Source organism: Microbacterium sp. MYb66, from assembly GCF_002979435.1.
Taxonomy (GTDB): domain Bacteria; phylum Actinomycetota; class Actinomycetes; order Actinomycetales; family Microbacteriaceae; genus Microbacterium.
The window spans coordinates 570,641-589,267 of sequence record NZ_PCOV01000002.1 but is presented as its reverse complement, the minus strand read 5'-3'; the positions used below and the strand labels follow the sequence as shown (position 1 = coordinate 589,267).

The following is an 18,627-nucleotide window of genomic DNA, read 5'->3' as shown; positions in this document are numbered from 1 at the left end:
GAGGAGAGCACCATGAGAAAAGTCATCGTCGACACCGACACCGGGGTGGATGACGCCCTGGCCCTGATGCTGCTGGCCGCCGATCCCGAGGTCGAGATCCTGGCGGCGGTCAGCGTCTTCGGCAACACCACCGGCGAACGGGCCGCAGACAACGCCCGGTACGTGCTGGACATCTGCGGGCGCACGGATGTCCCCGTGTACCGCGGCGCGGACGTGCCGCTCGTCCAGGAGCTGCGCATGAACCCCGGCATCCACGGGGAGGACGGGTTCGGCAACACGGGCCTTCGTCCGACCCGGTCCGTCGACCCCGAGCCGGTCGGCGTCGACGTCGTGCTCGACCTGGTCGATCGGCACGAGGGCGAGATCGACTATGTCGCGCTCGGCCCGCAGACGAACCTCGCCGCCGCCATCGAGACGCGGCCGGACCTGTTGCAGCGACTCCGCTCGACCACGATCGTGGGCACGCTCGGGCCGGCGCTCTATCACGACACCGCGCCCTGGGAGGATCGCCGGTTCCGGGTCTCGCGCGACCCCAACGTCTCCTTCGACATCGACGCCGCGCGCATCGTCGCAGCTCACGCGGGCGACGTGACCTGGTGCGGACCGTATGTCACGCGTCAGGCCCTCGTCCCCGAGGACTTCTTCCTCGACATCGCGTCGTCGACCGGGTTCGCCCCCGCGCAGCTGATCACCGCGATCAGTCGCGACTACGCCGGGTTCTACTCGCGGTCGTACCCGCAGCCGGAAGGACGCCGGGTCATGGGCATCAACGACAGCATGGCGGTCGCGAGTCTGCTGTATCCGGAGCTCGTGACCGGTGCGGTCATGCGGCCGCTCGAGACCTTCCGCGACCCCGACACCGGTGACCGCTATCTCGCCGGCGTGCATCCCGTGAAGGGTGAGACGCGGCCGATCCACCGCGTCGTCTTCGACATGGACTTCGACGGCGTGCTCGAGCGGATCGGCGAGGTGCTGCGGCGTCCGCTTCCTTGGCGCTGAGTCGCGCGGACGGCTCAGTCGTAGGAGCGCGCGCGCACCCACGGCATCGGCAGCAGATCGACGGCGGTCACCCACACCGGGTGACCGCCGTCGTCTGCGAGTGTGCGGATGCCCGGTGCGATGGCGGGCACGAGCTCACGGCACACGCCGCAGGGATTGAGGATGACCGTCGTCCCGTCTTCCCGCAGCCCGACGGACACCATGGCCTCGATGTCCTGCTCGCCGCCGATCCGGGCGTTGGCGAGCGCCGAGCTCTCGGCGCAGACGCTCACCCGGGGGGAGCGCAGGCTGAGGCCGAGATAGATCTGTCCCGATGCTCCGCGGGCGGCGGCCGCGACACGGTGGAGGTCTGCGTCGTGCGTGCGGACGAGCAGTTCGGAGGCCGCGTCGACGAGGCGGCGGTCGGTGTCGTTCAGTGGAGAAGTCACGAGGCACTCTTTCTGTCACGAAGGGGAATCCTGCTATACTATAGTCGTCAACGGGTCGATCACCTCCCCCTCGAGGGCAGAGCAAAGGAGCTCCATGAGCACTGAAGAAGTAGTGGCAGCCGCACCGCCGCAGCAGTTGACGAGCAAGGCGAGCAAGACAGAGCGCCGCAACCTCCGGGCGCTGAGCTGGGGGCACGCGCTCGAGTGGTACGACTGGGCGATCTTCGGACTCCTGTCGGTCTACCTCGGCGCGGCATTCTTCCCCTCCGACAGCCCGCTCGCCTCGACGCTGAACGCCCTGGCCGTCTTCGCCGTCGGGTTCGTCGCACGACCGCTCGGAGGCGTCGTCTTCGGCTTCGTCGCCGACCGCTACGGACGGAGGAAGATCATGATCTTCGCCGTCGGTGCCGTCGCGCTGGGGAGCTTCATCATCGGCATCCTCCCCGACTACCAGACCATCGGGGCTCTCGCGCCGATCGTGGTCGTCGCCGCGCGCCTCCTCCAGGGGCTCTCCGCCGGCGTCGAGGCCCCCCTCGGAACGGCCTACGCGCTGGAGCTGGTGCCCAACCGCCCCGGCTACGTGGCCGGGTTCTTCGCCTTCTTCAACAACCTGGGCAACCTGCTCGCACCGCTGTCGATCTTCTTCATCAGCCTCCTGCTGGGGCCGGAGGCCCTGGCCGCCTACGGCTGGCGCATCCCGTTCCTCGTGGGCGGAGCGTTCGGTCTGATCGTGCTGTGGCTGCGCCGCACCCTGCCCGAGACGCTCGACACCGCGGCCATCCGCACGGTCGGCGCGATCCCCACGAAGAACAACTCCGTGTGGCGAGACGTGCGCAAGTACTGGTTGAGCGTGCTCGCCACCGTGTTCATCGTGGGCGCGATCCAGGCGTACAACTACACCTGGATCGCCGGTCTGCCGAACCTCGCCAACGGCACCTTCGGAGAGGACCCCACCGCGGTGTTCGCCATCACGACGGGCATGGGAGTCTTCCTGACTCTCGGTGCGTACGGGCTGAGCCGCATCCTCGACCGGTTCCCGATGTCCCGGTGGTTCGTGGTCGCCCGTCTGCTGGCGATCCCCACGATCTTCCTGGCGCTGCTCTACTCGCAGCCCGGAATCGGCACGCTCGCCGGCGTGATGTTCGGCGGCGCCATCGTGCTGCTGCTCAACATGACGATCTTCGTCGTCGTGTCCAACTCCCTCCTGCCGCAGCACATCCGCGGCACCGGCCTCGGACTCGGCTACGGTCTCGGCGTCGCGATCTTCGGCGGCACCGCGTCGTACCTGCTGCTGTGGCTGCAGAGCCAGGGGATGATGTGGGTCTTCCCGATCTACATCGCGAGCCTGTGCGCGATCAGCGTCGTGCTCTACGTCCTCGCCAAGCGGCGCAACGGCCTCTTCGTGGGGAAGTGACCGCCTGATGGATCCCTGGCGTGAGATCGTCGGCTGGGCCGGCAGCGCCCTCTTGATCGTCTCGATCCTCCAGCCGACGATCTCACGCCTGCGGTGGCTGAACCTCGGAGCATCGGCGATGCTCATGGCCTACAACCTGATGCTCGGCAGCGCGCCCATGGTCGCCCTCAACATCACCCTCATCGCGATCAACTGCTGGTATCTGTTCGTCTACACGCGTTCCGCCCGTGCCGCACGGGTGCGGCCGGCGGTCGCGGACGGGCCCAGTGAAGCGTCCGAACGGCATGCGTAGCCGCGAGGACATGACAGAAAGCATGGATATGGAACGACTGATCATTGACACCGACCCCGGGATCGACGACGCCGGAGCACTGTTCTGGGCGCTCGCCTCGGACGCCTTCCACATCGAGGCGCTGACCACGGTCTTCGGAAACGTCGATGTCGACACCGCCACGGCGAACGCCCGCAAGATCGCGGCCCTCGCCGGTCGTCCCGACCTGCCCATCTGGAAGGGGGCGAGTCGGCCGCTGGTCGGTGAGCCGAACTTCGCGGAGCACATCCACCGCCCCGGCGGAGTGGGCTACTGGGAGTACCCGGACCCGGATCCCCAGGCCGACGTCGAGCCGGATGCCGTGCGCCGGATGATCGACACGGTCATGTCGGCACCGGGCGAGGTGACCATCATGGCGCTCGCTCCGCTGACGAACGTCGCGCTGGCGATCAAACTCGAGCCGGCGTTCGCGCGCTCGGTGCGCCGCATCATCTACATGGGCGGGGCGGCCCTCACCTGGGGGAACGTGACCCCGGTCGCGAGTGCGAACATCTACAACGATCCTGAGGCGGCGGAGATCGTCATCCAGTCCGGCGCTCCGCTCACGCAGGTCGGCCTCGATGTGTCCCGCAGCTTCTCGCTCTCGCCCGATCACATCCGCACCCTCTGGGAGTCGCGCTCGCCGATGGGCGTGGCGCTCTGCGAGATGATCGGCTACCCGGACCGTCAGGACGACCGCGATGACATGCCGGAGTGGAAGACCGAGGGCATGCACCTCAACGACGTTCCCTGCGTCGCCTACGCGCTCAACCCCGAGTGGTTCACCGTGCGGCGGCTGCGCGTCGACGTGGAGCTGAACGGTCGGCACACCCGCGGGCAGACCGTCGTGCAGATGATCGATCGGTGGCAGGGCGTGCCCAACGTCGACGTGCTCTTCGACATCGACGCCCAGGCCGTCGCCGACGCGCTGACGGCCTCGGTGACCTCGTTCCGACCCCCCGCAGGCTGAGCTTCCCCGACGCCCGTCGCGACCAGCGGCCCCACCCCCCACGACCCGGGGTGGGGCCGTTTTCGCGCGCCGGCCACGTTTCCGCGGAAAGAGCTTGACCTTGACGTTGCGTCAACTTCTAGAGTCGAGTCATCGGACAGGAACCATCGGCGAAAGGAGAGCGTGATGCACACGGACGACTGGTCCATCCAGGAGATCGCCCGGCTGGCGGGCACGACGAGCCGCACCCTGCGTCACTACGACGACATCGGACTGCTGCCGCCTTCGCGCATCGCGCCCAACGGCTACCGCCACTACGACGGGCAGGCGCTCGTGCGCCTGCAGCGCGTCCTCCTGCTGCGGGAACTCGGCCTCGGGCTGCCGCAGATCGCAGAGGTGCTCGACCGCGAGCGCGGCGAAGCATCCGCCCTCGAGACCCATCTCGCGCTGCTGCGCGAGGAGCAGACCAGGCTGGCGCGTCAGATCGCGTCGGTCGAATCCACCATCACAGCACTGAGAGGAGGTGAGAACCTCATGGCAGAGAACATGTTCGACGGCTTCGACCACACCCGGTACAAGGAGGAGGTCGAGGAGCGTTGGGGGAAGAAGGCCTACGCCGACAGCGACAGCTGGTGGCGGGGGATGACGGATGCCGAGCGCGCCGAGTGGCAACAGCGTGTGTCCGACCTCGGACGCGACTGGATCGTCGCCGCGGAGAGCGGCATCGAGCCGGCATCCGCCGAGGCCCAGGACGTCGCGCGGCGTCACGTCGAGTGGCTGACCGGCATCCCCGGCACGCCCGCGGCCGCCCCCGGCGGCGACGTCAAGGCGTACGTGATCGGCCTCGGTGAGATGTACGTCGCCGACCCGCGCTTCGGCGCGAACTACGCGACGGCATCCGGCGGAACGCACGGTGCGGAGTTCGTCCGCGACGCACTCCGCATCTACGCGGAGGCGAACCTGTAGCGGTCACCGCTCTTCGTCCCGCTCCCGCCATCGGGGGAGCGGGACGAAGAGCGACGCTCAGCCCGCCGCCGAGCCCAGGTGCCGAGCGAAGAAGCGCGCCACGTCTTCCGCGGCGAACGCCGGGACGCCGGTGTGCCCACCGAGATTGGCCTGCAGCGTCTTCTCCGCGGACGCGAAGGCGTCGAACAGATCCAACGCCATCTGCCGGTCGTTGCCTTCATCGTCCCACTGCAGGAGCACGTGCACGGGGATCGTGAGCCGCCGCGCGTCCGCGAACGTGGAGCGTGGCACATAGCTCCCGGCGAACATCCCCGCCGCGACGATGCGTGGATCCACGGCGGCGAGACGCGTGGCAACCGCGATCACGCCGCCCGAGATCCCGACGCGATCACCGATCTCGGGCAGCGCGAGCACGGCGTCGACCGTACGCTGCCACTCGGGAACCGCCGCGTCGACGAGCGGCAGGATCAACCGGTCGATCAGGTCATCTCCGGGGCGCCGCCCCTCGTCGAGCACGCGGATCAGGTCAGCGCGCGCCTCGGCGGCACCGGGCAACGGCGTGCGCTCGCCCGCACCGGGAAGCTCCATCGCGACCGAGGCGAACCCCTGCGCCGCACACGCGTGCGCCCGTCCGGCGAGGCGGGGCAGCATGCGCCGCAGACCGAAGCCGCCTGGCTGCCCGAGGAGGACGAGCGGAACAGGGGCCTCCACCGACGCGGACACCGGGGTCCAGAGGATGCCGGGGATTCCCCCGACGGTGAACTCCCGCTCGATGACGCCATCGGCGAGACGAGGGGCTTGTGTGAAATGCATGGTCATGGTCGTACCTTTCGAGAGTGCGGCAGAGCCGCGGCACTCCCGGGCGACCTATCGCCCGACCGTGACTCCTCGAAGGAGCACCGACGTCGTTCTGATCACGGGTACCACCTCCTGGTCTCGGGCACGGGGTTCCAGGGTACTGCGTCACGCTCCGGCCCGTACTCGCCGTACCCAATGGGCAGTGCGGTGCGCAAGGGGGCGATCGCCGACGACCGCCGGGCGTAGGGTCGGGTCATGCTCCACCGACGTCGGCGCTCGAACGCCGCGCCGCTGTTCGTCGCAGCGACCACCGCCTACACGGCGAACTGCGCCCTGGGCGTCTCGGTCGCCCTCCGCCTCGTCGACACCCGGAACTTCCGGTGGCTGCACCACGCCCTCTACATCGCGACCTGCGCGACTACAGCGCTCGCCGTGAGCGCCGGTATCTGGGGCGAGCCGCGCCGTCCGAGTCGCCGCGCCGCCCTCGCACTGCTTCCCGCGGCCGTACCCCTCGCCGCGATCCCCTACCTCGGCAGCCACGGCCGCCGGCATCCGCTGGTCGCGCTCGCCGCGGCCCCCTTCATCGTCGCGGGACTCGTCGTCTCGCGCCGCCGCTCCGACCGGAAGTGAACGCATGGAACTGCTCGACGCCATCCGCCGCCGCAAGACCACGAACGGCGCGTTCCTGCCCGACCCCGTCACGGAGGAGCATCAGCGCATCCTCCTGGAGGCGGCGGGCCGGGCGCCCTCGCAGCTGAACAGTCAGCCCTGGCGGTTCGTCGTGATCGAGAGCCGCGACACGATCGAGCAGATCGCCGGGATCTCGGGGGAGAGCATGACGGAGGCGATGTCGAACGGCACGTTCTTCGAGCGGTACAAGCCGTACTTCCGATTCAGCCAGGCCGAGATGGAGGAGAAGCGCAGCGGGATGCTGTTCGACAAGCTCCCCGCCGCGCTCCGCCCGTTCACCTCGCAGGTGTTCACGAAGCGCGGCCAGACGCTCATGAACACGTTCGGGGTGCCCAAGACCCTCGGTGCCGAGAACCGCAAGCTCGTCGCCGGCTCACCGCTGCTGCTGGGCGTCATGCTCGACCGCAGCGAGTATCGACCGGGACAGCTCTCGTCCTTCTACTCCGTGTTCAGCATGGGGGCGGCCATGGAGAACATCTGGCTCACCACGGTCGAGCTCGGCATGGGCATCCAGTTCATCTCCTTCCCGATGGAGGTGCCCGGTCGGTGGGACGAGATCGTGCAGCTGCTTCGCGTCCCCGAGGATCTGGAGCTCATGGCCGTCTACCGGCTCGGCTACCTGCCGCCCGAGCAGCGCCGCCCCGCGATCGACTGGTCGAGCAGTCAGCGCAAGCTCGTCTCCCAGTACGTGTTCCGCGAGAACGGCGATACGCCGCAGCAGGGGTGGGATGACGGTCCTCCCCCGGGAGACGTCACTCCCGGCCCTCCGACGACAGCGGGGTGAGGTCCTCCAGCGCCGGTCCCTCGATGCGCGTGCCGTCGGGCGCGAACCGGGAGGCGTGCAGCGGGCAGTCCCAGGTGCACTCGGCATCGTTCCACGCGAGCACGCCGCCCATGTGCGTGCACACGGCGCCGACCGCGCGGGTGACGCCGTCGACCGTCGAGATCGCCACGGGGCGGCCCGCACGGTTCGCCACGACGCCTTCGCCCTCGGCGGGCTGAGGCACGGGCACGGAGTGGGACTCGGCCTCGACCCATCCCTGCGTCGCCTCCCTGCCGACTTTTACGCCCTCCGATGCTCCGCGCCAGAGATCAGCCGGAACGGTCAGCCGGGTGGCGATCGCGGTCATCCAGGACGGTCGCTCGCGCCGCGGCGTGCCGAGGATCTCGGCGGTGAGGCGGAGCGCGGCGGCCGGCGCATTCGACAGCCCCCACTTGGCGTAGCCCGTGGCGAAGCGCACCCGACCGAGCCCGCGCGGCATGGCTCCGACGAACGGGATCAGGTTGTGCGATTCGTAATCCTGCGCCGACCAGCGGTGGGTCTCCTCGGCGTCCGGGAAGTGCAGGCGCGTCCAGGCGACGAGATCGTCGACCGCGGCGGACTCGCTGTCGGAGCGGCCGACCGGATGCCCGTTCCCGCCGACGACGAGCTGCGCCGCGGAACCCGGTCCGTCGGCCTCGGAGACCGGACGGATCGAGCGGGTCGGCCCGTCGACCGAGAGGAAGGTGCCTTCGAGGGCGAGGTCGGGCACCCGGAACGAGACGCAGTACGACCGCAGGCCGTGCGTCTTCGCGAAGTACAGACCGCGGTCGGTGATCGGGGTCCCGGTCGCGAGCACGACGTGGTCGGCGAACAGCGGACCGGCGGGGGTGTCGACGCGACCCGCCAGCGCATGGGTGCTCGTGACCCGGATGCCGGTGTGGAGCGTTCCGCCCACCGCGAGCAGCTCTGCGGCCAGCGCCAGGGTGACGTCCACCGGGTCGATCGCGACCTGGTCCTCGAGGGCGACGGCGCCGGCGATCGGGAAGGAGGTCGCCGAGGACTCGCTCGGCGTCAGCATCCGCGTCGGCAGTCCGGCCTCGCGGGCGGCGGCGTGCTGGTCGCGCACGGCTTCGAGGCCGTCGGGGCCCTGGGCGTAGGAGTGGTCGGCGCGGCGGGTGTACGAGACCCCGGCATTGTCGGCGAAGGCCGTCAGCCACTCCATCCCCGCGCGGTTGGCGTCGACGTACGCGCGCACCAGAGCGGCGGGGTGGTGTCGGCGGATCGTGGCGAGACGCTGCCCCTGCAGGAGGGAGAGCTTGCCCGTGTTCCCGCCCGTCGCGAGCTCGGCGACTTCCCCGGCTTCGATCACCGCCACGTCCAGCCCCGCGCGGGTGAGCATGACCGCGGTCGACAGACCGGTGAGACCCGCGCCGACGATGAGGACGTCGTGCCGCGCCCCCGGCTCGAAGGGCGAGCCGACGGGCAGGGTCTTGTCGAGCTTCCAGAGGGGCTTCATGCCGCCAGTCAACGCCGTGCGCGCCCCGGCATCCACCGCCTTGACATCCGGCGGGCGCACTGCCAGCCGGCGACTACAGTGGCGGACGTGACCCTCCGCCGCATCCTCCTCGTCGCCGTCGGCGGCACGGTCGGCACGGCGGCGCGGCTCGGCCTCGGGCTCGCGCTCCCCGATGCGGGCGGCTTCCCCGTCGCGGTCCTCATCGCGAACATCCTCGGCGCGTTCCTGATCGGGGTGCTCGCGGCACGGCTGCCGGCGTCGACCGACCTGCGGCTGATGCTCGGCACCGGGGTGCTGGGCGGCTTCACGACCTACAGCGCGTTCATGACGGGCACCCTCGCGCTCTGGTCGCACGCGCCGGTCCTCGCGTTCGCGTACGCCGCGGGGAGCCTCCTGCTCGGACTCTGCGCCGCGGCACTGGGTCTCCGCCTGGGAACGCCGCGCACCGGAGCCGCATCGTGAGCCCCCTGCTCTTCCTCGGCGCCGCGCTCGCCGGAGGACTCGGGGCGGTGCTGCGGTATCTCGTCGACCTCGGGGTGGCCCGCCTCGCCGGACGCCGCTTCCCGTGGGGCATCCTGCTCGTGAACATCACCGGCTCGTTCGCGCTCGGCCTGGTCGCGACCGCACTGCCGGACGCCGCGTTCCTGCTGGGTGCCGGCCTCCTCGGCGGCTACACGACCTTCAGCACGGCGATGCTCGACACGGTGGCGCTGTGGCGTGACGGCGAGCGCCCGGCATCCGTGTTCAACGCGATCGGGATGCTGCTGCTCGGTCTGCTCGCTGCGGGGGCGGGTCTCGCTCTCGGCTCTGCGCTCTGAGCCCTCCCAGCATCCTCACAATCCGGAAATGTACAAACGTACATGTACGGATGTCCAGGGGGTGCTCGATGGGTGAAGGACCGCGTCGTCGGCGCGACCCTGAAGCGCGCCGTCGCGAGATCGTGACCGCTGCCGCCGAGCTCATCGTCGAGGTCGGCGCCGAGGCCGTCACGCATCGCATGGTCGCCGCCCGCGCGGATGTGCCCCTCGGCGCCACGACCCAGTACTTCGACACGCTCGACGACCTCCGTGCCGCCGCGTTCCGTGCGCTCGCCGAGGAGGTCGACGCCCGCCTCGACGGCGTGCGTCAGACCATCGTCGAACGCGGTGACAGCCCCGCCGTGATCGCCGCGCTCGTGTTCGAGAGCATGGACGACCACCATGCGGTGCAGGCCGACCGCGCCGTGGTCACCGCCGCCGTGCACGACCCCCGTCTCCGCGAGCTCGCCCGTCATCTGTCGGACCGGCTCGTGGAACTGCTCGAGCCGACCTATGGCGCCGACCGTGCCAGAGCGGCGATGATCTTCATCGACGGCGTCATGTGGAGCATGCAGATCCGCGACGCCCGCCTCGAACAGTCCTTCATCGAGACCGCACTGGCGCGGATCCTCGGAGACTCCGTCTCCACCCCCTCCGCAGCGACAGCCACACCCTGACACCGAGGAAACCGCCTTGTCGAAACTCGCCATCCTGAGCCTGAAGAACCGCGCGCTCATCGCCCTCATCACCATCGTCGCGGCGGTGTTCGGCGGGCTCGCCCTCACGAACCTCAAGCAGGAGCTCATCCCCTCGCTCGAGCTGCCGGCACTGGTGGTCATGACCACCTACCCCGGCGCCTCGCCCGAGGTCGTCGAGAACGACGTCTCCACGCCGGTCGAATCCGCGATCCAGGGTGTGCCCGGGCTCGAGTCGACCACCGCGACCAGCACCACCAACGCGTCGATCGTGCAGGCGATGTTCGCCTACGGCACCAACCTCGCCACGGCCGAGCAGAAGATCCAGCAGGCGATCAACCGCATCTCCTCGCAACTGCCGGAGGATGTGAGCCCGCAGGTGCTCTCGGTGTCGATCGACGACTTCCCGGTGATCCAGGTCGCCGTCACGGGCTTCGAGGATGCCGACAACGCCCAGGCCGAGCTCGAATCCGTCGCGATCCCCGAACTCGAAGACGTCGACGGCGTCAACGCCGCCGAGATCGTCGGCGGGGTCGGCCAGCGCATCAGCATCACCCCGGATGTGGCCGAGCTCGCGGCCGCAGGGCAGAGCACGCAGGCCATCAGCTCTGCACTGCAGCAGAACGGCACGCTCTTCCCGGGCGGTGACATCACCGAAGACGGCCAGACACTCACGGTGCAGACCGGCGCGAAGATCACGTCCGTCGACGAGATCGCCGCACTGCCGCTGGTCGGCACGGATCTCACCATCGGCGACGTGGCCACGGTCGTGCAGGAGTCCGACCCCGTCACCTCGATCTCGCGGGTGGACGGCAAGGACGCACTCTCGATCTCGATCACGAAGCTCCCCGCAGCGAACACCGTCGAGGTGTCCAACGGCGTCATCGCCGCCCTCGACACGATCGGCGACGCCTTCCCCGATGCCGAGTTCACGGTGATCTTCGACCAGGCGCCGTTCATCGTGCAGTCGATCGAGACCCTCGCGACCGAGGGCCTGCTCGGCCTGGTGTTCGCCGTGATCGTCATCCTGGTCTTCCTGCTCTCGATCCGCTCCACCCTGGTCACGGCGATCTCGATCCCGACCAGCGTGCTGATCACCTTCATCGGGCTGCAGGCGTTCGGCTACTCGCTCAACGTGCTCACGCTCGGCGCGCTCACGATCGCGATCGGGCGAGTGGTGGACGACTCCATCGTGGTGATCGAGAACATCAAACGTCACTACGTCGGCGACGCCGACAAGGGCGATGCGATCCGCCTCGCCGTGCGCGAGGTCGCCATGGCGATCACGGCATCCACCATCACGACGGTGGCCGTCTTCCTGCCGATCGTCTTCGTGGGCGACATGGTCGGTGAGCTGTTCCGGCCGTTCGCCATGACCGTGACGATCGCGATGGTCGCCTCGCTCCTCGTCGCGCTGACGATCGTCCCGGTGCTCGCCTACTGGTTCCTCAAGCCCGGCAAGGAGCTGCTCGACGAGCACGGCAACGCCATCGATCCGGAGCACCCGGATGCCCCGCCGACCCAGCTGCAGCGCGTCTACCGGCCGATCCTCGGATGGACCCTGAAGCACTCCGGCCTCACGGTGATCCTCGCCGTCGTCGTGCTCGGCGCCACGCTCGCCGCCGCACCCCTGATGAAGATCAACTTCCTCAGCGACTCGGGGCAGAACACCATGACCGTCACGCAGGACCTCGGCCCGACCGCGAGCCTGCAGGCGAAGTCGGATGCGGCGGTGGAGGTCGAGGACGCGCTGCTCGGCATCGACGGCATCGAGCACGTGCAGGCGTCGATCGGCACCAGCGGCTCCGCGCTCAGCGACGCCTTCTCCGGCGGCGCCGGCGTCACCTACTCGGTGCTGACCGACGGCGACGCCGACCAGGAGAAGCTGCGCGCCGACGTGCAGGACGCGATCGACGGACTCGGCGACGACGTGGGCGACGTGTCGGTCGCGGCATCCGCCGGCTTCGGGTCGAGCGACATCGAGATCACGGTGACGGCCTCGAACGCCGACGACCTCCAGACCGCGACCACCGCTCTCGTCGAGGAGCTCGACGGACGCGACGGGATCGGCCAGGTCACCGACAACCTCGCCGCGTCGCTGCCGTACATCGCCGTCGTGGTCGACCGGGAGGCCGCCGCCCAGCGCGGGCTCTCCGAGGTCGCCGTCGGCTCGATCGTGTCGAGCACCATGCGCCCGCAGCAGGCCGGTTCCGTCGAGATCGACGACACCGCGCTGACGGTCTACATCGTCACGCCCGAGCCGCCGACCACCGTCGAGGCGCTGAAGGAGCTCGCGATCCCGACGCCGCTCGGCATCGTGCAGCTGCAGGACATCGCCACCGTGGAGGAGCGCAACGGTCCCACCTCGATCACGACCGAGCAGGGCCGTCGGACCTCGACGATCACGGTGCCGCCGGCATCCGACAACCTCGCCACCGCCACGCAGTCGGTGAATGAGGCGCTCGCCGCGGTGGACCTGCCCGACGGCGCGTCCGCCGAGGTCGGCGGTGTCGCGTCGCAGCAGGCGGACTCGTTCTCGCAGCTCGGACTCGCGATGCTCGCGGCGATCCTGATCGTCTACGTGGTGATGGTCGCGACCTTCAAGTCGCTGCGCCAGCCGCTGCTGCTGCTCGTGTCGGTGCCGTTCGCGGCGACGGGTGCGATCCTGCTGCAGATCGTCACGGGAGTGCCGCTCGGCGTCGCCTCGCTGATCGGCGTGCTGATGCTCATCGGCATCGTGGTGACGAACGCGATCGTGCTCGTCGACCTCGTCAATCAATACCGGGAGAAGGGTCTGTCGACCGTCGAGGCGGTGAAGGCCGGTGGCGAGAAGCGTCTGCGGCCGATCCTCATGACCGCGCTGGCGACGATCTTCGCGCTGACCCCGATGGCGCTCGGCATCACCGGGCACGGCGGGTTCATCTCTCAGCCTTTGGCGATCGTCGTGATCGGCGGACTGATCTCGTCGACCGTGCTGACGCTGATCGTGCTGCCCACCCTCTACAACCTCGTCGAGGGCGCCAGGGAGCGTCGCCGCGCGCGCAAGACCGGCGGCTCGGATGCCGGTGGCACCCCGGTCCCTGATGCTCCGGTCGGACCTGATGCCGCCGGCGCTGCCGCAGCGTCGGGCCGGCCCGTGCTGATCGACGCCTCGGGGCTGCCGCACGCGCCGCAGCTCACCCGGCGCGAGCTGCGCGAGCGCGGGGAGTAGCTCCCGCTCGGTGTGAACAACGCCGCAGAAAGGCCCCGGATCCGCATGAGATGCGTGATCCGGGGCCTTTCTGCGGACTTCGTGCGCAGTGGTGCACGCGTGGGATCGCGCAGCGGCGTCTCAGGCGTAGGTGATGCCCCAGCGCAGGGTCCAGGTCTCGTCGGGCGCGAGGCGACGGATGCCGAGGCCGCTGTTCAGCGCATCGGCGGGCGCGGTCATCGGCTCGATCGCGACCGCGAGGCTCTGCCCGGGATACGCGGGCGTCGTGTACACCTGCACGTAGTCGAAGCCCTCGCCCTGCCAGAGGGTGACCCGACGACCGTCGGGCGCCGTGAGCGAATGCCGCACGCGGCCGTCGGCGTCGCGGGAGAGGTCGGTGAACCCGGTGTCGAGCGCGAGGTCTCCGAGCCGGGCTCCCTCGCGCAGGGCCGACTCGACCGCTTGGGTGCCGGTCGGGAGCATCCGCTCGTCGGTCACGAAGGCCGTCTCGGCGGGGATCCGCAGGACGAGGTCGTGCGGATCGACGTCGCCGATCGTCACGAACGGGTGCGTGCCGAGGGCGACCGGGGCAGGCGTGGCCGAGCGATTGGTGAGCGTGTGCGTCACGTCGATGCCGTCGGCGGTGAGCGCATACGTCACGGTCGTCTCGACCAGATACGGGTATCCCGTCTGCGGCACGATGCTCGCCCGCAGCACGGCCTCGCGGTCGGTGTGCGACACCTCGTAGGCGGTGAACCGCAGCAATCCGTGGCTGGCGTTGTTCAGCTTCGGCTCGGTGATGGCGAGAGTTCGAGAAGTGCCCTCGTCGTCCCACTTCCCGTCCCGGACGCGATTCGGCCAGGGAGCGAGCACCACACCGGAACAGGCCGGCGTGGGCAGGTCGAGCGGATACGGCGGGACGAGGTCGACACCGCCGATGCGCAGCGAACGCAGGGATGCGCCGACCTGGGCGATCTGTGCGCTGGCGAGGCCGAGCTGGAGGGAGATCTGGGCGCCGGTGGGGGAAGCGGTACTCACCTCGTCATCGTACGGCCACGCCCGCGTCGGCACTCTCTCAGGTGCACCGGGTAGTATCGGACGGTCGGCTTCGGACACCCGCGCGTTGGTGCGGACGTTTTCTGTGTATGAAGTGTGAGTCCAGGGGCCGATGGTGAGCGTCGCTCGACGCTAATCAACCATCACATGAATGGCCCCGGCCGCTGACAGTCCGGAACCCCGCAGGTCCTGTTCGACCATGCGCTGGGTGCATGCGCGTGCGCGCTGCGCTGTTCTCGTGCGAGAACACAGGAAGAAATCGCAATGCCGAAGAACAAGAAGCCCCGCGGCGGACGTCCGTCCGCGAACTTCGAGCCGCGCTACGGCGCCAAGAAGACCTCTTTCCACGATCGTCACCACGCCGCTCCGGCCCGTGACGGCGCGCGCGACGAGCGCGGTGGACGAGCGGATGCCGGCGACCGCCGTTCCGCACCCGCTGCCGGCGGCTACGACCGTCGCCCGGGCAGCCGGAGCGCGGGTCACCGCGGCTACCGCCCCGCCGAGGCCGAGTCGGGTGCGCCCAAGCAGCGCTGGAGCGCGTCCGAGCGCGCAGGCCGCGACGAGGCCAGGAGCATCCGCAACCGCGCCGAGTCCGGACGCCGTGAGGCCCCGCACCACCGCGGCGACGAGCGCACGGAACGCCCTCGCTTCACCGACCGCCCCGCCACCGGCGCACGTCGTTTCGACGACCGTCCGAGCCGCGCCGGCGGCCGCGACGAGCGTCCCCGTTCCTTCGACCGTGGCGCCGAGCGTCCGCGCTTCGACCGCGACGACCGTCCGCGTCGTGACGACCGTGGTGGCCAGCGGCCGACCGGTCCCGGCACCTACCGCGACGAGCGCGGCGGCCAGCGCGACGAGCGTCCGCGCCGCGACGACCGCGGTGCCGGTACCCAGCGTCAGGGCTTCCGCGACAACGACCACCGCGACGGTGGACGTCCTGTTCGCGACGACCGTCGAGGCCAGCGCCCCACGGGTGCCGGTGGCTACCGTGACGACCGTGGAGGTCAGCGCTTCGACCGCGATGAGCGTCCCCGTCGTGACGACCGCGGTGCAGCGGCGAGCCGTGGCGCCGAGCGCCCCGAGCGTTCGTACGACGCCGACCGCGCACGCCGTGCCTTCGACCGTGACCGCACGCAGCGTTCGTTCGAGGGTGGCCGCGACGAGCGCTCGCGCCCGTCGACCGGTGGCGCCTACCGCACCGAGCGTCCCCGCCCCCTGACCTCGGACACCCGCGGGCGTCCGGCGCGCAACGATCGACCGAGCCGCAACGACTGGAACGCCACCAGCCGCCCGGCGTCGACCGGGGCGAAGTTCGCACCGGGTGACGATGTCGTGCACGAGCGCCTCGAGGCGAAGTCCGTCGCGGCCGTCGAGGTCGATGGCGTGACCTTCGGCGACCTCGGCCTCGGATCGAACATCGTCGAGACCCTCGTCGGCATGGGCGCGGCCACGCCGTTCCCGATCCAGGCAGCCAGCATCCCCGCCGTCCTCGCCGGGCGCGACGTGCTCGCCCGGGGCCGCACCGGATCCGGCAAGACCATCGCCTTCGGCGCCCCGCTCGTCGAGCGCGTGCTGCAGTCGCAGGCCGGCAAGCGCCGCGAGTTCGGACGGTCGCCGCGTGCGATCATCCTCGCTCCGACGCGCGAGCTCGCGCTGCAGATCGACCGCACGATCCAGCCGATCGCCCGCAGCGTCGGCCTGTTCACCACGCAGATCTACGGTGGTGTGCCGCAGGGTCGCCAGGTGGGTGCGCTCAAGAAGGGCGTCGACATCGTGATCGGCACCCCCGGTCGCGTCGAGGACCTCATCAACCAGGGCAAGCTCGACCTCTCGGACTGCCGCATCGCGGTGCTCGACGAGGCCGACCACATGTGCGAGCTCGGATTCGTCGAGCCCGTGCAGCGCATCCTGCGTCACACGGCAGACGGCAGTCAGAAGCTGCTGTTCTCGGCCACGCTCGACCGTGAGGTCGCGGCGCTCGTCGACGAGTTCCTCGTCGACCCGGCCGTCTACGAGGTCGCCGGTGAGGACCAGGAGTCCAGCACGATCGAGCACCGCGTGCTCGTGATCGAGCACCGCGACAAGGCGGACATCCTCACGTCGCTCGTCGACCGCGCAGGCAAGACCCTCGTCTTCGCTCGCACCCGCGCCTACGCCGACATGCTCGCCGAGCAGTTCGACGACGCCGGCATCCCGGCCGTCTCGCTGCACGGTGACCTGAACCAGGCCAAGCGCACGCGCAACCTCGAGCGCCTGACCTCGGGTCGCGTGAACGTGCTCGTCGCCACGGATGTCGCCGCCCGCGGCATCCACGTCGACGACATCGACCTGGTCGTCCAGGCCGACGCCCCCGACGAGTACAAGACGTACCTGCACCGCTCGGGTCGCACCGGTCGTGCCGGTCGTTCGGGTCGCGTCGTCACTCTGATCACGCGTCAGCGTCAGCGTCGGATGACCGAGCTGCTCGACCGCGCCGAGATCGACGCGCCGTTCGAGAACGCGCGTCTCGACGACGACATCATCGAGGAGATCGCCGGCCGCGTGCCGACCGCGGCCGACCTGACCGCCTGAGTCCCGCTCGACAGAGGCCCCGTTCCGCTTCCGCGGGCGGGGCCTCTGCCGTTCCTCCGCGCCCGTCTCGGTGCGAGCACGAGACCCCGATGGGGATTTCTGTCCATCGGGCTTTCACGCGTTCGTGCATACGATGGAGTAATGCGTCGGAACCGGGGGATCGTACGTGGTGTGGCTCTGCTGTTGGGCGGGGTGGTCGCCGTGACGGCACTCGCCGGGTGCACGCGGAAGAGCGAAGACCTCGAGGAGCAGGTCGCGAAGGATGCGGCCGTCTCCTCGATCGAGAAGGCGGGAGACGGCGGCTACCTGATCACGCTCGAAGATTCGGTCGCACCGGCGGACCTCCCCGAGGCTGCCGTGCGTCTGAACGACCTCGCCGAGTCCGTGACCGACGACGATGTGGTGCTCAGGGTGCGCACCGGCGCCTGGCAGTGGACGGTCGCCGGGGAGGAGGACGAGGTTGCCGGACTCGCTGAGGCAGTGGGCGAGCTGTCCGGAGTCGACGGCATCCTGCAGGGTCGTGTCTGGTCCTCCGACGGTTCGCTGGGCGTCGAGGCGGTCACGGAAGCGGGGATCGACCCGGCTGCCACGATCGAGCCGCTGGCGGATGCGGCGGCGGCCGGTCCTCTCACCGACGGCGTATCGCTCAAGGTCTCGGATGTGCACGAGCGTTCGTCGGTCGAGACGCAGGATCCGACGGCGCTGAAGGTCGCCCTCGAGACGGTCGCGGCGGTGGCCGCCGTCGCTCCGATCCAGAAGTACACGCTCGACGACGACTCGCTCTCGTTGCGGATGCGCACGGTCGAAGGGGCGGCGGCTGCCGCGCCCGCCGTCGACGCGATGACGTCCGGCGAGGCGAAGATCCGCGTCGATCTCTTCAGCGGGATCATGACGGCTCCGGCGCTTCAGGAGGAGCTCGCCGCCAGGCTCAGTGCGATCCTCACGCCGATCGCCGGTGTCGTGGGGGCCTCGATCGACACGCACGGGCCGCGCGCTCTGCATCTTTCGGTGACCACGACCGATGCCGAGACGGCCACGAGCGTGCAGCAGGCTCTTCTCGCGACGCCGGACCTCCAGGAGTTCAACTCCCTCCAGCTCTTCGTGCTGAAGCAGGAGGAGCCGGGCTCGCGCATCACCGCGAAGACCATGAGCGAGGACGGATACGTCGCGAACTTCGATCGTGCGCTCGGGCTCGCGGATGCCGAGGGAGTGCGCTCCGTCGCACTGGGGCCGCTGGAGCTCGACGTCGTGCTCGACCACGGGGCCGATGTCGCGGCGCTCGCCCCGGCGATCAAACACGCTGCGCTGCGGGACCAGGAAGCCGAGATCTTCGGTTCGACGAGCTGGGCGGCGGAGACCGATCGTCCCGCGTACGCGTTCAAGGTCACCGGGAAGCTCCACCCGGACCTCGTGAAGGGTGGAGGCGACGACACGCAGGGCTTCGTCGACGCCTGGAACGCCGCCCCCGCTCTCTGAGCGCGCTCG

Annotated in this window: 17 protein-coding genes; 13 read left to right on the top strand and 4 right to left on the bottom strand. The window is 69.9% G+C overall.

What is annotated here, in order from left to right; all coding sequences use genetic code 11:
- The first annotated feature begins 12 nt into the window (after nt 1-12).
- Nucleotides 13-999 carry a nucleoside hydrolase gene (locus CQ045_RS06600; RefSeq protein WP_105721861.1) on the top strand — a complete coding sequence of 329 codons (987 nt, stop codon included), beginning with the start codon at nt 13-15 and terminating at the stop codon, nt 997-999.
- Between the two features lie 14 nt (nt 1,000-1,013).
- Here the strand turns inward: CQ045_RS06600 and CQ045_RS06595 are convergent, their stop codons facing one another.
- Entirely contained in the window at nt 1,014-1,427 is a 414-nt protein-coding gene (locus CQ045_RS06595) for a hypothetical protein (protein ID WP_105721860.1), read from the bottom strand.
- Between the two features lie 94 nt (nt 1,428-1,521).
- On the opposite strand from CQ045_RS06595, the gene CQ045_RS06590 reads away from it, so the two are divergent.
- From CQ045_RS06590 to CQ045_RS06575, 4 genes are all read left to right on the top strand, one after another.
- A complete protein-coding gene (locus CQ045_RS06590) occupies nt 1,522-2,841 on the top strand; it encodes an MFS transporter (RefSeq protein WP_105721859.1) in 1,320 nt (439 codons plus the stop codon).
- Between the two features lie 7 nt (nt 2,842-2,848).
- Complete coding sequence (locus CQ045_RS06585) at nt 2,849-3,133, top strand: hypothetical protein (RefSeq protein WP_105721858.1); 285 nt, start codon at nt 2,849-2,851, stop codon at nt 3,131-3,133.
- Nucleotides 3,134-3,143: 10 nt separating this feature from the next.
- Nucleotides 3,144-4,121 carry a nucleoside hydrolase gene (locus CQ045_RS06580; RefSeq protein ID WP_181156465.1) on the top strand — a complete coding sequence of 326 codons (978 nt, stop codon included), beginning with the start codon at nt 3,144-3,146 and terminating at the stop codon, nt 4,119-4,121.
- A 165-nt stretch (nt 4,122-4,286) separates the two neighbouring features.
- The gene (locus CQ045_RS06575) at nt 4,287-5,066 is read left to right on the top strand and encodes a MerR family transcriptional regulator (RefSeq protein WP_105721856.1); all 780 of its coding nucleotides are present in this window, start codon (nt 4,287-4,289) and stop codon (nt 5,064-5,066) included.
- Between the two features lie 57 nt (nt 5,067-5,123).
- On the opposite strand, the gene CQ045_RS06570 is transcribed toward CQ045_RS06575, so the two are convergent.
- Nucleotides 5,124-5,885: a dienelactone hydrolase family protein gene (locus tag CQ045_RS06570; RefSeq protein WP_105721855.1), complete on the bottom strand. Its 762-nt coding sequence runs from the start codon at nt 5,883-5,885 to the stop codon at nt 5,124-5,126.
- Nucleotides 5,886-6,119: 234 nt separating this feature from the next.
- Here CQ045_RS06570 and CQ045_RS06565 point away from each other — a divergent pair, with 234 nt between their 5' ends.
- Both CQ045_RS06565 and CQ045_RS06560 read left to right on the top strand, forming a co-directional pair.
- Nucleotides 6,120-6,494, top strand: a complete 375-nt coding sequence (locus tag CQ045_RS06565; RefSeq protein WP_105721854.1) for a hypothetical protein — start codon at nt 6,120-6,122, stop codon at nt 6,492-6,494.
- 4 nt (nt 6,495-6,498) lie between these two features.
- Nucleotides 6,499-7,338, top strand: a complete 840-nt coding sequence (locus CQ045_RS06560) for a nitroreductase family protein (RefSeq protein WP_105721853.1) — start codon at nt 6,499-6,501, stop codon at nt 7,336-7,338.
- Here CQ045_RS06560 and CQ045_RS06555 read toward each other — a convergent pair.
- Nucleotides 7,307-8,833, bottom strand: coding sequence for an FAD-dependent oxidoreductase (locus tag CQ045_RS06555; RefSeq protein WP_105721852.1), 1,527 nt, complete (start codon nt 8,831-8,833; stop codon nt 7,307-7,309). The two genes, CQ045_RS06560 and CQ045_RS06555, sit on opposite strands and share 32 nt — an antisense overlap.
- Before the next feature lie 87 nt (nt 8,834-8,920).
- On the opposite strand from CQ045_RS06555, the gene CQ045_RS06550 reads away from it, so the two are divergent.
- The 4 genes from CQ045_RS06550 (at nt 8,921) to CQ045_RS06535 (ending at nt 13,536) form a co-directional block, all read left to right on the top strand.
- Nucleotides 8,921-9,295, top strand: a complete 375-nt coding sequence (locus tag CQ045_RS06550) for a CrcB family protein (RefSeq protein ID WP_258130976.1) — start codon at nt 8,921-8,923, stop codon at nt 9,293-9,295.
- Nucleotides 9,292-9,651 (top strand): CrcB family protein, encoded by a 360-nt coding sequence (locus CQ045_RS06545; protein ID WP_105721850.1) that lies wholly within the window; start codon nt 9,292-9,294, stop codon nt 9,649-9,651. The genes CQ045_RS06550 and CQ045_RS06545 overlap by 4 nt, the downstream gene beginning before the upstream one ends.
- 68 nt (nt 9,652-9,719) lie before the next feature.
- Nucleotides 9,720-10,307: a TetR/AcrR family transcriptional regulator gene (locus CQ045_RS06540; RefSeq protein WP_105721849.1), complete on the top strand. Its 588-nt coding sequence runs from the start codon at nt 9,720-9,722 to the stop codon at nt 10,305-10,307.
- Nucleotides 10,308-10,323: 16 nt separating this feature from the next.
- Nucleotides 10,324-13,536 carry an efflux RND transporter permease subunit gene (locus CQ045_RS06535; protein WP_105721848.1) on the top strand — a complete coding sequence of 1,071 codons (3,213 nt, stop codon included), beginning with the start codon at nt 10,324-10,326 and terminating at the stop codon, nt 13,534-13,536.
- Nucleotides 13,537-13,656: 120 nt separating this feature from the next.
- Here the strand turns inward: CQ045_RS06535 and CQ045_RS06530 are convergent, their stop codons facing one another.
- Nucleotides 13,657-14,553, bottom strand: coding sequence for an aldose 1-epimerase family protein (locus CQ045_RS06530; protein ID WP_105722210.1), 897 nt, complete (start codon nt 14,551-14,553; stop codon nt 13,657-13,659).
- A 282-nt stretch (nt 14,554-14,835) separates the two neighbouring features.
- Here CQ045_RS06530 and CQ045_RS06525 point away from each other — a divergent pair, with 282 nt between their 5' ends.
- Nucleotides 14,836-17,142 carry a DEAD/DEAH box helicase gene (locus CQ045_RS06525; RefSeq protein WP_105721847.1) on the top strand — a complete coding sequence of 769 codons (2,307 nt, stop codon included), beginning with the start codon at nt 14,836-14,838 and terminating at the stop codon, nt 17,140-17,142.
- A gap of 171 nt (nt 17,143-17,313) precedes the next feature.
- Complete coding sequence (locus CQ045_RS06520) at nt 17,314-18,618, top strand: hypothetical protein (RefSeq protein WP_146115194.1); 1,305 nt, start codon at nt 17,314-17,316, stop codon at nt 18,616-18,618.
- The last annotated feature ends 9 nt before the right edge of the window (nt 18,619-18,627 follow it).

Excerpts from the sequence above, each read along its gene's own strand:
- CQ045_RS06600 (WP_105721861.1), top strand. The coding sequence starts at position 13 with ATGAGAAAAGTCATCGTCGACACCGACACCGGGGTGGATGACGCCCTG.
- CQ045_RS06590 (WP_105721859.1), top strand. The coding sequence starts at position 1,522 with ATGAGCACTGAAGAAGTAGTGGCAGCCGCACCGCCGCAGCAGTTGACG.
- CQ045_RS06585 (WP_105721858.1), top strand. The coding sequence starts at position 2,849 with ATGGATCCCTGGCGTGAGATCGTCGGCTGGGCCGGCAGCGCCCTCTTG.
- CQ045_RS06580 (WP_181156465.1), top strand. The coding sequence starts at position 3,144 with ATGACAGAAAGCATGGATATGGAACGACTGATCATTGACACCGACCCC.
- CQ045_RS06575 (WP_105721856.1), top strand. The coding sequence starts at position 4,287 with ATGCACACGGACGACTGGTCCATCCAGGAGATCGCCCGGCTGGCGGGC.
- CQ045_RS06570 (WP_105721855.1), bottom strand. The coding sequence starts at position 5,885 with ATGACCATGCATTTCACACAAGCCCCTCGTCTCGCCGATGGCGTCATC.
- CQ045_RS06565 (WP_105721854.1), top strand. The coding sequence starts at position 6,120 with ATGCTCCACCGACGTCGGCGCTCGAACGCCGCGCCGCTGTTCGTCGCA.
- CQ045_RS06560 (WP_105721853.1), top strand. The coding sequence starts at position 6,499 with ATGGAACTGCTCGACGCCATCCGCCGCCGCAAGACCACGAACGGCGCG.
- CQ045_RS06555 (WP_105721852.1), bottom strand. The coding sequence starts at position 8,833 with ATGAAGCCCCTCTGGAAGCTCGACAAGACCCTGCCCGTCGGCTCGCCC.
- CQ045_RS06540 (WP_105721849.1), top strand. The coding sequence starts at position 9,720 with ATGGGTGAAGGACCGCGTCGTCGGCGCGACCCTGAAGCGCGCCGTCGC.
- CQ045_RS06525 (WP_105721847.1), top strand. The coding sequence starts at position 14,836 with ATGCCGAAGAACAAGAAGCCCCGCGGCGGACGTCCGTCCGCGAACTTC.